Source organism: Thermosipho sp. (in: thermotogales), from assembly GCF_020054775.1.
In the GTDB taxonomy this organism is placed as follows: domain Bacteria; phylum Thermotogota; class Thermotogae; order Thermotogales; family Fervidobacteriaceae; genus Thermosipho; species Thermosipho africanus.
Map to the genome: position 1 here is coordinate 82,863 of NZ_JAIHAP010000002.1, position 12,806 is coordinate 95,668.

Consider the following 12,806-nt stretch of genomic DNA (forward strand, 5'->3'; position numbering starts at 1 on the left):
ACCTCCCCTATTCACAATTTTCTAATACTATAAACTTTCCATAATTATATTCATTAAATTCCTCAGTTAATTCTAAATTTTCTAAATACTTTTCTTCAGTAAAAAAAACTGAGCCTGGTGGAACAATTCTAAACATTTTACCTGGCTTGTTTTTCTTTAAATCCCATCCAGAATAAACCTCAGGCTTGTAATTGCAAACAGCAACAATTTTTTGCCTGATATATTCGCTCGTTGGAAGAAATCCATTTTTAAAAACGGCAGGAGTTAAAAGCATCAATCCTTTAATCTTACTACTGCTTTCTTTAGAAAACAAATCAGTTTCAATTTCGAAAATTTCTAATCTTGCCAATTTACCTTTACTTCCAATATTTACTGTGTTAATTTTATTTTCATTTAAAAACTGCTCAGTCTTTTCATCAATAAAAACCCCAAATCCTGCCCCATCTCTAAAACGGTAGGTTGATAATAAATAAAATGCCCCATGCTCCTTATCTACCATTCTTTTTTTATTATCTAGTGCTATACCAACTTTTCTTTCTATACTAAAAGGTAAATTTTTGTTGTATTTGTGTAAGTTTAAATATAATTTTTTGTCTGAAGACTTTTTAAAAGTTTCAAGATCACTTATCGAAATAAAAGTTATTCCTTCTTCTGAAAGATTATCTATATTACTATATTTTATATATCTCAAATTCTTGTCATCAACAGCAAAAGAGTCTTGACATGGAAATCCTTTATAATACTCATACTCATATTCGCATGAATTTTCATTTTTACAAATTTTTCTGAGTTTTAAATTAGCCGGCTTTCTAAAATATATTTCATTTCTTTCCGAAACAATAAATGGCCCGATTAAATTTATTAATTTTTCTTCAATCATTTTTTCTATTTCTTTTATAGCATTTTTAGTTCCCCTTTTTCTAAAGTAAGCTGAAAATATTGCACCGTAAAAAGTTTTAATATTTGGAAAAATTGTATTTTCAAAAGTTGAAAAATTTTTTGACTTTCTGAAAGAAACCCAATCTATAGGTATAAATTTAAGAACCTTTACTTTACTCATATTTATCAACCTTCCTTTTTATGTATTCGTACTCTAATAATAGATCAATAAATTTTTCAAGGTTGTTGTTTTCAAAATTTTTACTATTTTCTTCCAAGATTTGAACATATTTTTCTAGTACTTCTATAACTTTTTCTATTCCTTTGATCTTTTTTATTCGTTTTAACACATAAGGAATTACCTGTTCTATAAATTCTTTTTTACTAATTTCCAACTTTTCATATTCAACTTTTAACCTTCGAAAGAATGAATTATATGACTTTTCTTTTTTTGTTTCGTTTTTTTCAAATAATGAGTATACAAATTCTACCTCATCTAAAATATCAAAAACTTCTTTTGATTTACTTAAATACTCCCACTCAAACACTAAATTAGTTATTTTTCCACTTCTTCTAATTGTTCTTAGAGAAAATCTGTTTCTTCCTTCATTTTTTGCTTCTTTTTCTGCTTTTCTTACCTCGTCAAGAACAAGCGACAAATTTAACTTCGGATTACAAACAACAATACCTGCTGACATTGTAGCTTTTTCTCCCATCATATTAAATAAAGGTAAATCATCTTTATAACAAAAACCATTCCTAAATTCATATATATCTCTCTTTCCATCATTTTTATTAACCTCCACTCTTACATTTCCTATTCCAGAATAAACTTTTCTTATCTTATTTGCAGCTTCTAGAACTCTATTAGCGGGAAATATCGCAAGCACATCATCTCCACCCGCATAAATTAGTTCACCTTCAAATTCTCTAACAATATGAGGTACAAAGTAAGAAAATTTGTTTAAAGTCCTACTTATAGATTTTTGATAAGTTGGATTTATTAACTTATGTTTCTTTAAAAAATCTAAATAGTCACTTGATTGTTTTTCAAGAAATTCTTTTGCTTTTGGATGAACACTTTTTAAATTATCCTCTATTTTATCGCCAGTTATCCATTTGCCCATTTGATCTCCATCCATTAATAAAACACCTAACTTATATTCTTTCACTATACTTTCTTTGTTGTTTTCTTCCTCATCTTCAGAATCTTCATAGCTTATTGGTCTTGTATTTCTTATTCCTTCACCTGCTTCATCTAAACCTACATTTTTAAGATATCTATAAAACTCCCTTTTTATTACACTTAAAGCCGACAGATTTTCTTTTCTATCTCCCTTTTCATAAATAACTAAAGATTTTAATCCTCCTGATAAATCATCTCCTGGAGTTTCAAAATCTTCAATTAAGGCCTTAAAATTTCGTGTGTTTTTTCTCAAAAAACTTTTTGCTTGAAGTATTTTTGTATGATAATTGTACATATTTGCTTCAGATAAACTATATGTATTTTCTAATTTTGACAACTGTTCATAGTAATCTTCTAACTCATTTGAACCGATAAATTTTTCCCATTCTTTAAATATCCAATTTTCTTTATTAAGCTTCTCATCACCAAATATATAAAACATAACACTTTCAACTATAATGTCAGGAAAAATATTCACTTGTCTATTCCAGTATAATTCTGGATTATTTTCAATCTCTTTTGAAAATGTGTATTCTTTTAACTTTTTGTTTTTTATCAAATCAAAGATAAACTTAGAAATATTATCTATTTCCTTTTTTATAGCACTTTTAATTAAAATTTCTATATTTTCCTCACTATTTTTATCTATGTATTCTTCTTTATATGGAATAATAGCTGTAAAAACGTTTGGTAAAGAAGCAACTTCTGGCTGCATTAAAAATTTTTCCGAATTATTTTTAAAAAAGTCATCAATATTTTCAAGATATTTTTTTACTAAATAATTATTTCTCAAATCTGGAAATATAATACAATCAAATCCAAACTTTTCACCTATTACTTGAATCCCCTTAAATGTAAGATAAGAAAGAAGATAACTTCCTGACCGTAAATCTCTAATCTTTCTTCCAGCTGCAATAAATTCTTGTACTGGACCTATACTTACAGACAAAATTAAATATCCATTGCTTTCTTCATCTGCTGTTGCAAAAGCTGAAGAAATATCTAGGTGATCTATAATACTTTGATTTGTAAGCCTTGTATCTTCCAATATTAGATACGAATAATCCGAAATTTTAGGAATTTCCCACCAAAGCCTATACGCAAGTTTTTTATAATCTTCTATTTTGGCCAATTTAGATATAAAATTTTCTTCATCGATATTTTTAATTTTTTCCTTTACTTTATGGTATTCGCTCAAATCATTTCCAGAAAACGGATGAAAAAACTTTGATTCATCAAATTCAATCCTTATTTGCTCAGAATTTCTTTTAATCTTTGTTACTTCTTGAGGAAACAATATCCTAGTTGCAGCAGAAGCAATATAATCATATCTCGGATTATTATTTTGTTCCAAGCCGACTTTATTTAATAAAGTTTTAGCTAAGTTTTTATGTCCTCTAATATTTGCCATTTTATTCACTGGATCGTGTAAAAAAGCTTCAACCTTCTTTTTCCAATTAATTTCATTCATTTATATCACCTCAAAAACTAGATTATTTTATTTAATTCTTTATATTTTTCTATTGTATTTTTTAACTTATTGTAATCAAAATCTATATTCTTAGATTTACCTTCACTGCCATTTGTTTGTACTATTTTCTTTAATACAATTTTTGAATTTTTTAAATGTATTTTACTTAATAAAACAATTAAATAAACTTTATATTTCCCATTCCTCTCTCTCCACAATTTTATTGTTAGTAAAGATGATTTTCTATATTCATTTCCTTTATCATCTAAAGCATTTAATTTATAATTTGCTTTACCATAATAGAACAAAACAGGCAATCCAAGTAATGCATCATTAAAATCAACTTTCTTTTTGTCATTAAAATTTTGTATAGCATCTTTAAACGCAGAACCTCTTAACTTTTTTTTCAAATTTAAATATGAAAAATTATTTTTTTTAGAAAAATATATATTCCTAAGAGCATTTTCGTATGAATAAAATTCTTTTTTTAATTTATATACATAAAAAAATCCATCAACAAACGCTGGAAAATCAAAAGCCTCATTACTTATGCTACTACTATTATTCGTAATACTTTCCTTATTTTTCTCGTTTTCTTTTATAAAAATTTTATCCAAATATTTTATCTTTTCCTCTAAATTCTTTAATATTGTACCTATGTCCTCTAATTTAATATCTCTTTCTATGTTTCTTATAACGAATTGTCCAAATCCTTTCTTTACCTTCGCTCCAAATCCTCCAACCAATGAAATTAAGACAAATAAATCCTTGATAAACTCCTTAAATTTATAAAAATATTCATCTACTTTATTACAATCTTTTATTTTTCTTTTGAAAAATGATTTAAAAAATATAAAATTTACCAAAAACTCACTCCTAGAATCTAATAAACTTATTTCTTCATTGAATTTTATTTCATTTTTTTTAGTAAAAATAACACCATATAATGGATATCTCAAATCCATTAACTCAGATAATTTTATTTTCCTTTCTTTTTGCAAAATAACTGTTACATCAAAAAAAGACTTGTTATTATTAGAACCAAATATAATATCTTCCAATTCTTTGATCTTTTTATAATTATTTCCAAAAACTCTTGCAGCTGTTGCCCTAAAGTAATATCTCATTACTCCACGTACAGTTTGTGGCAAAAGAATCGAATCTTTATATTTTCCTCTGCGATTTATCAATGGAGAAATAAATTCAATATTAAATTTTAAAGTTTCCAAATTTTTCATAAAATCACTCTCCCTTTAAAATCCTAAATTAACTCCACACATCCAAATCCCATTGAATTTTTCATTCCTATTCCAGCGTCATAAGCAACCTTTAGTAACTCAAAATCTCCATATATATCAAATGCAGTAAGCCAACCAAAAATTACCGTATTCTTATAAACTACCTTTACTCTTTTTGGATTTTTACCTACATGTTTTATTTCAATATTATTTTTAGATATGCTTCCATAAAAAGCAGTGTATTTTTTTAAAATGTTTTCATATACGAGAGATAAAAATTTACTTGAATCCGGTTCATAAAAAATTGTTTCTTTTTTATTTTCATAATTAAACAAAGTTGAATAAACTACTACGGGAGATTTTGTTGAAACTCTAAGATAATTTGTAGAAGGAAGGGACTTTAAAACAGCAGCTTTAACATATATTTTTTCACCTAATACATTTATATATCCTTTCTTCAAAATATAATTTATAATATATTCGACCATAGCATCATCTAAAGACGATATAATAAGCCTTGCACCATTGAAAAAAGCTATTTTATTACCAAATATTTGAAATTTCCCAAGCAATCTTGAAAAAGTATATAATTTGAATTTTCTTTTTCCCAAAACATACCCTTCATCGTGTATAAATTTTCTATATCCGCTAGAATCTATCATGTTTATAATGATAGACTGTAATATATGATTATAATGAATTGGAAGCTCTAACTTTTCAAAATCTAAATCTAAATAAATTCTCATTAAACTCCCCCTATATTGCTTTTCCTAATTCACATATTTTTTCTTCATTTAACCTTATGCAAACCATTGAATTATACTTTTTCAAATAAAAAGTGTTTTTAGATAAACTACCATGAGCAACAAAGTTTCTTTCTTCTCTTGAGAAATTTTCTTTACTATTTTGTTTTTTTAATTCATCATTTTCAGGTTCTAGTTCTTTTTTTGTATTTTCATCAACCTTTTCTTCGCATTCTATACTTTCATTTTTCCTTGATTTGAGCATCTCTAAATCAAAAAGTATTTCTTCTCCTTCTTCTATATAATCAAACAAACTTTCAATCTCTTTAATCTCTTTTTCAAGAACCAATGAAATTTGATTTTTAAACTCATCAATTTTCCATATAAAATTTGACAATTTCTTTAGTTCATCATATGGTATTTCAGTACAGTATTTTGTTCCATAAATATTTTCAAAGTAAATCTTAAATATACTGCCAAGCACCAAATATTTTATACCTTCTGAAAATTCTAGCTTCCTAAGTACCATTTTTAAATTTTCATTACTATCTCTAATTTCAATAGCTGAATTATACACTTCTAATGATTTATCAACTACATATTTAAAATCAGCTCCATTCATTGCATATAAATATAAAAGTGGAAGACCGTAATAAATAGACTTTAAATATAATTCTAAATTTAAAAAAATATCATTCAAACCCATATTTTTTTCATTTCTTAATCTTTTTTCAAATTCTCCAATATAATTTTTCCCAACTTCTTTTCTTTCATTAACAGACAAACCTCTAAAAACATTAATAGTTTTTTTAGCAAAATCTTTTTTATAAGATATAGACTGTTCAAATACTTTTTCTTCAACAACATAAACATTAATTTTATTTTTTCCCTCTGCTGAAGTGTTAATTACAGGCTCTGCATTTGTAAGTTTAAAACGTACCTTTTTGAAATACGCCAATATTGGTAAAATATCCATTAACGTTCTATATAAAACATTAGATTGATAATTAATACCAAAACTAATATCCAATATCACTTCAATTTCTTCAGAATTAATTACTTCTGGTCTTGAAAAAATATTCAAAAGCTGAATTAACGTCATATAATATGTATCATTCATGTTTCCAACAAATCTAAATTCTTTATAACTTCCAACACCAGGAATAATATGTAAATTTAAATTTCCTTTATAATCTTTACTTTTAAAATAATCAGAATACTTATTTTCCAGACTAGTAATAATGTCTTCGTATTTAAAATCTTCTTTTAATAAATCATTTTTTTCTACCAAAGTATCTAGTAAAAAAAGCTCTGTAGTATCAACCCCAAAAGCTTTGTACATTAAATCTGGTAAAAACGGACTTACAAATGTGTTTTCGTTGTAATCAATAGAATATTCAACTTCTTTATAATTACTAATCTTTCCAAAGGTGGAAAAAAATAACTTCATAAAATTACCCCCTAATTTTTTCTATTTTAAATACCTCAATATAATCACCCGTATTTTTATCAAAGTGGAATATTGAACCCTTTGCAAAATCTCCAAATGAAAGCCCTACTCCAAAAGCTAATGGAACCGGACAACTCATAAAGAAAAAGACGTTTTCACAAGAATGTTTAAATTGTATGTTCTGAGTAACAGACATTATTTCTGAAACAATTTCACTCCAATCTTCTGCTGGTAAATTCCCTTTTCCAAAATTTGGTTCAATTAATACCAACTTTGAATCAATATTATTTTTGCTTAAAAAGTTTTTAACTGCATCATATGGATTGTGAGAAGCAAAATACAATATAAATGCACAATTTTTACCATTTTCATTTTCCACTGAATACTTTACAAATTTATAATCACTTACAATGTTTTTTACCTTTCTAACATTGTCAGTCAGATCAATAACAGGCTTATATTCAATTCCTGCTTTGTGATAAACAACTAACGGATTTTGAACACCTAAAGCTATACCTAAAGCCATAGAAAATGATGCAGGCCCCATTATTGCAATATGGGGAATACCTCTATTTGATATAATTTTGTAAAGCAAGCTATTTACTTCTTTTAAAACTTGTCCCCAATCATCATTCAAGCTATCTTTGACAAAAACTTTATTTACATCGTAAATTTTTTCAAAAATATCACTGTATTTTATTTCAAATTTTTCGTTAACTGCCTCTTTTAATTCTTCATATGAAGTTCTAATATATTCTTTATCTTTTGCCATTAACGAAATTAGTATTGGTATATGTATTTTTTTAGCTTCAAAAAATTCCTTAAGTTCAAATAAATTATCTACATCAAAAGCACTTATTAGTTTTAAATTATTTTCACTACAAATTTTCATCTTTAAATCTAAATATTCAATATTTCTCTTGATATTCCCTTTTTCATCAATTTCTCCAGTAAATGCTATATTTTTAGGAATTTTTTTACATAATGAACCAATAGCTACAGCAAGCTCAAAAGAATTACCCTTAAATTCACTGTCAAATATTACAATAAGTTTTTTACCAACAAGACATTCAATTTTCTCAAGTGAACTTTTCAAGTCTGGATTATTTGTAAAACTTTTTTTTGATTCAAAAATAATTGCTCTGGCAATTTTCCCGTTTCCAAGTTTGTTTACTATAGGAAAAAAAACTTCAACAAAATCGTTTTTGTAAATATCAAATATTATTTCTTCTTCTCCATTAAAAAATTTTTTTAATAGTTCTTGATTTAAATCAACGATCTTTTTTTCTTTAATTTTTTTTACTATCTCATAAAAAACAAGAAATTTATTATCAAAGTCTTCTGCTTTTATAAAAGACTCAATTGCTTCCTTTACTGTTATGTCGTCACACTCCAAGATTTTTAAAAAATCAGAAGAATTTGAACTCAATAGCTTTGAAAACATCAATCAATCACCTCAATAACTAAAAATTTTCTTAAATCTTCAACTGATACTTTTATTTTTTTTGACACAAAGGCATTTGGCAGTTCTCCTTCATAGATAACCTGATTCTTAAAAATCAACTTTCCTTTTTTACCAATAGCATTATCTTGCAAATAAACTTTTAGGGTATTGTCTTCAACAATACCAACAAAATTTTCCCCTCTTAAACTATTTGTCCCTGCAACTAACGCAAATTCACTAGCGTATGGAATATTTATTTCTATTATTTTGTCTTCTTCTTTGGTCTCATCAAAAATCTTCTCAAAGAAAATATCGTACAATAAAGATATTTGGTCGATCAATAGATCAAAATATTCTTTTCTTGGACCTGTATAGATTTGTTCTTCTAATTCTTCAACATTTTCAGCAATTTTGTTGATATCTTCTTTTACATTTATAATGACTTGACAATAATTTTTTGCAAAATTATCTTCAATATAAAAATTTACGTGTGTCACGTAAACATAATCAACTAAATGATTTATTTTTATTTTTAAAGCTTTTGAGCTACTTAAAAAAACATCTTGAGAAAGCAAAACGCATTCAGCTAAATCCCCATTTTTTTCAATAACAACTCCATACACTAAAATATCACCATAGATTACAAAAACATCTCCTGCCTCCAAGGCTTTTCCTTCAGGCACTATCTTTAGGGATTCAATATTTAATTTATATTTTCCAAATAAATTTTTATACAATTCAATTTCTTTCTTTAAAAAGCTCATAGTAACCTCCTACTTTTTATTTTTTTCTTCTCTACTATTATGACGAATCTTATCACAAATTTCTGACATATAGATTTTCAATGCTATTGCAAATTCTTTTTGATCTATTCCAAAATCTTCTACTAAATTCCTCAGTTTTTCTTTTAATCTTTGAACCATTTTATACTTTGCATCCTTTGATTTTTCACTATAGAATATTTCTTCATTGTAGAGAACCTTGTAAAAATAATAACAAAGTTGCATACTATCTAAAGCTTTTAACTCTTCAACAAAATACTCTGCAATAATTTCAGATTTTAAATCATCAAATTCAGCAATATTTATCACATCTATCTTTTCGTTCCCGTCATCATCTTCTTTATTCAAAGAAAGTTTAGATTTATAGCTCTTTACAATGTCGATAATATGATTTAAAATCATCCTTGAAATATAACTTTCAATGTTTTCAATATTGTTTATTATTGACGTTAAAATCTCTTTTTTATTTTTTATTTTTATAAATATTTCGTTTATAATTTCATTAACAGCCGAATCATAAGTACCATATATATCAATCAATGTATCTTTATAATTAGAATGAGTGCCAATCACTATATTTACAATTTTTTTTATTAAAAGATACAATTTATTTTCCTCTTCTTCTTCAACCTTATTATTCAAGTACTTTAATATAATCTCTTTCACCTTTATATCACCTCAATAAAATTTTTTATATTTTTTCTACATAAACCACATTTTACAAAACTTTCCTCAATAACTTTTCTTGGAAGCTTAAACACTAATTTTTTATGGTAATTGAATGCATATGATGATTTTAATACCAATTCAGCACATTCAAAATCTTCACTGATTACACAAAACTTATTTATATCTACTTTTATTCTTGAATAACTTTTAGTTGATAAAAACAAAATTTTTAAACTATTTTTTCCATTGTCCTCAACAATAGCTGGCCTTCTTTCTCTTTCTGTACTTCTTGATTTATACAATGTATCAAAACCCAAAATTTTTGAAATTTCTTTTAATCTATATACATAACCTATCAAAGATTTAAAATCCCCCAGTTCTTTCTGAAAAATTGCATCAATCAATTGTTTCAATTATTTTTCCTCCTTCCACCTCCATTTACATTTATTATAACATATTTTTGTTTTTAGATAAACTTATTATTAAATATACACTTATCCTTTCCATCAATAACTTTTCTAAAAACCTTATTTGAATTAAAAAAATAGACTACAACACTATCCTCTTCTTCATTAATTTTATTTTTAACTTCATAGAACAATTTTTTAATATTTGATTGAGATAAATACCCTTCAAAAGTTGAATTTTGCTGCCAAACAAGGTATTTTTTTAAAATTCTATGTATTTTGTTCACTCTTTTTTCATTTACATCATAAACAAGCAAAAGATACTTCAAATAAATCACCCCATCACAAATCCCTTAAATTTTTCAACTCCTTTTAAATGTCTGATCAATTTATAACATTCATGCCTTATTACTGTTTTAAAAGTTACATTTTGATTTTCATAAATTGTAACTTTCTTATTTAATCTCTCCTCAATTTCATTTATAAATTTTTTCTTTGCATCTTCATATAAAAATACCCCATTGTTGTTAAAATTAAAGTCTTCTTTTTTAATTTCTTTTTTATTCACTAATTTCAAAATTGCTTTATCCACAATTATTGGTTTAAAAATCTCTGCAATATCAAGTTGTAAAGAAAATTTACGCTTATTTGTTTCATGCAAAAAACTTATTCTTGGCTCTAAAGAAGTTTTATATATCTCGGCTAAAACTGTATTATAAAGTATTATATTTCCAAAGCTTATAAGTGCATTTATTTCATCTTTTGGAGGTCTTTTTAGTCTTTCGTCAAAATCAAATCCTTTACGCTTTACAATTTTCCCTAAAGCTTTATAATAAGCCTTTCTAATATTTCCTTCTATGGCCATTAAGGCTGGTATATTATTTTGCTTTTTCAAACTATCCTTAATCTTTACTATATAATTTAACTCTTCATTAGTAACTTCTTTATATCCATTCAGCACCCAAAGCATATTCAAAACTGCAGATTCTAATATTTCTTTTGCAATTTCAAGCCTTTTACTTAAATCATAATAATATTGAAACTGCAAAACTATCATCTCTCCAGTTTTATTGTTCTCTGGTGGATAAAAAGAACCAATAAAATCCCCATAATAACCATAAAAAAAGGTAGGTATACCTTCTTTCGCTAACAAACCCAAAAATTTTTTATTAAAACTTACCTCTGAAAAAATCATAATTGAAGAAATATTTTTTAATGGAACAAAAAATGGATTTGAATCTTTGCTTTTTGGAACAAAGTATAACGCGTGGTTTTTTCTTTTTAGTTCCCCATCAGTAAAAATATATAAGGTTTCCATTTTTTAAACCTCCATTAAATTATATTTGTTACATTAATTTTTTTGTTCCCATAAATTTTTCTATATGGTACAAACTCCGGTTCTAATATATACCAATAAATAGTGTCTTCATCTTCATCTATTATACTTAAAATTTGATTCCTTAACGTTTCAAAATTACTCTTAGTTATTTTACCTTCTAACACTGAATTTTGAACCCATTTTAAATACTTTCTTGCTACTTTTAAAACTTTTCCAACTCTCTTTTTATTTACATCGTAAATCATTATCAAATACAAAAAAATCACCTCTTAAAACTTTAAAAAGGCCTGGAAGACCCAGGCTTTAAGTCGATATAGAAATTGCTAAAAGTGCGATAAAAGAACCCCAACCGGCAAAAGACATACCAACTTTTATCTTTTTTATCTCATCTTTATACGTCCTTACATAAATATCTATCAAATAATCATCTTCGCTTTTAATAATACTTCTTAGTTTCACTAATCTTTCGGCAGGAACTTCAGGCTCAACTACGTAATTGTATATTGGAGCAATAATACCAAATACAAAACCACCTAAAAATGGCCAAAATTTATTAACATCTTCATTTGCATGAACTCTAGCTAAAGATTCCACTTGTGATGGTGTTGTTAAAAAGTTTTGCTCACCAAAAGAGATTATAATAAAAATACTTATTAAAAGAACTATAAAAAATTTTCTCACAAAAATCCCTCCTTTAAAATTTGCTTTACACTTATAATACGATTTAAACCTTTAAAATCTGACATAAAAAATTGGAGCAATTAATTGCTCCAATTTAAAAAATATAATTTATCCATATCAATTTGTTAAATCATGATTTATTAATAATCTTCTTATATTTTTTCAAATAAGTTCTAAATATAAAATTATATTTTTTAAATAAATAATACAGTTTTCATTCCTCATAGGTAGATTCTAAACATATCAAATTCGCCAAGCCGCTGTTCCCAAATATTCCGTTTTCATTCCTCATAGGTAGATTCTAAACATGATGACTATTAGTGCATACCTGATTATATTGGCGTCTATCTACGTTTTCATTCCTCATAGGTAGATTCTAAACGAAACATTAGGTAATCGACAAGATGAACTGTTTATGGAAGTTTTCATTCCTCATAGGTAGATTCTAAACTACAAAGTTAGAATTTGACAAAAAAGGAATAAAAGAATTTGAAGTTTTCATTCCTCATAGGTAGAT

Annotated in this window: 13 protein-coding genes; all 13 read right to left on the minus strand. The window is 25.9% G+C overall.

The window, feature by feature from the left end; translation table 11 throughout:
* Nucleotides 1-7 precede the first annotated feature (7 nt).
* From cmr3 to JG780_RS01185, 13 genes are read right to left on the minus strand one after another with little or no spacing between them, the layout of a single operon-like run.
* Entirely contained in the window at nt 8-1,060 is a 1,053-nt protein-coding gene (gene cmr3, locus JG780_RS01125) for a type III-B CRISPR module-associated protein Cmr3 (protein WP_012579491.1), read from the minus strand.
* The gene (cas10, locus tag JG780_RS01130; protein ID WP_114702298.1) at nt 1,053-3,536 is read right to left on the minus strand and encodes a type III-B CRISPR-associated protein Cas10/Cmr2; all 2,484 of its coding nucleotides are present in this window, start codon (nt 3,534-3,536) and stop codon (nt 1,053-1,055) included. Before cas10 ends, cmr3 begins: the two co-directional genes overlap by 8 nt.
* A gap of 17 nt (nt 3,537-3,553) precedes the next feature.
* Nucleotides 3,554-4,774 (minus strand): type III-B CRISPR module RAMP protein Cmr1, encoded by a 1,221-nt coding sequence (gene cmr1 / locus JG780_RS01135; RefSeq protein ID WP_287568962.1) that lies wholly within the window; start codon nt 4,772-4,774, stop codon nt 3,554-3,556.
* A 23-nt stretch (nt 4,775-4,797) separates the two neighbouring features.
* Nucleotides 4,798-5,520, minus strand: a complete 723-nt coding sequence (cas6, locus tag JG780_RS01140) for a CRISPR-associated endoribonuclease Cas6 (RefSeq protein WP_287568963.1) — start codon at nt 5,518-5,520, stop codon at nt 4,798-4,800.
* 10 nt (nt 5,521-5,530) lie between these two features.
* A complete protein-coding gene (gene csx1, locus JG780_RS01145; RefSeq protein ID WP_287568964.1) occupies nt 5,531-6,967 on the minus strand; it encodes a CRISPR-associated CARF protein Csx1 in 1,437 nt (478 codons plus the stop codon).
* 4 nt (nt 6,968-6,971) lie between these two features.
* The gene (locus JG780_RS01150) at nt 6,972-8,411 is read right to left on the minus strand and encodes an SAVED domain-containing protein (RefSeq protein WP_287568969.1); all 1,440 of its coding nucleotides are present in this window, start codon (nt 8,409-8,411) and stop codon (nt 6,972-6,974) included.
* On the minus strand, nt 8,411-9,175 hold the full coding sequence (locus tag JG780_RS01155) for a hypothetical protein (protein WP_287568965.1): 765 nt from the start codon (nt 9,173-9,175) through the stop codon (nt 8,411-8,413). The genes JG780_RS01150 and JG780_RS01155 overlap by 1 nt, the downstream gene beginning before the upstream one ends.
* A gap of 9 nt (nt 9,176-9,184) precedes the next feature.
* On the minus strand, nt 9,185-9,859 hold the full coding sequence (locus JG780_RS01160; RefSeq protein ID WP_287568966.1) for a hypothetical protein: 675 nt from the start codon (nt 9,857-9,859) through the stop codon (nt 9,185-9,187).
* Between the two features lie 2 nt (nt 9,860-9,861).
* Nucleotides 9,862-10,275: a hypothetical protein gene (locus JG780_RS01165; RefSeq protein ID WP_004103949.1), complete on the minus strand. Its 414-nt coding sequence runs from the start codon at nt 10,273-10,275 to the stop codon at nt 9,862-9,864.
* 53 nt (nt 10,276-10,328) lie between these two features.
* Nucleotides 10,329-10,598 carry a CRISPR-associated endonuclease Cas2 gene (gene cas2, locus JG780_RS01170; protein WP_012579499.1) on the minus strand — a complete coding sequence of 90 codons (270 nt, stop codon included), beginning with the start codon at nt 10,596-10,598 and terminating at the stop codon, nt 10,329-10,331.
* 5 nt (nt 10,599-10,603) lie between these two features.
* Entirely contained in the window at nt 10,604-11,587 is a 984-nt protein-coding gene (gene cas1b, locus JG780_RS01175; RefSeq protein WP_004103959.1) for a type I-B CRISPR-associated endonuclease Cas1b, read from the minus strand.
* A gap of 14 nt (nt 11,588-11,601) precedes the next feature.
* Nucleotides 11,602-11,865 (minus strand): CRISPR-associated endonuclease Cas2, encoded by a 264-nt coding sequence (gene cas2, locus JG780_RS01180; protein ID WP_004103961.1) that lies wholly within the window; start codon nt 11,863-11,865, stop codon nt 11,602-11,604.
* A 46-nt stretch (nt 11,866-11,911) separates the two neighbouring features.
* Nucleotides 11,912-12,289 (minus strand): hypothetical protein, encoded by a 378-nt coding sequence (locus tag JG780_RS01185; protein ID WP_004103963.1) that lies wholly within the window; start codon nt 12,287-12,289, stop codon nt 11,912-11,914.
* Nucleotides 12,290-12,806 lie beyond the last annotated feature (517 nt).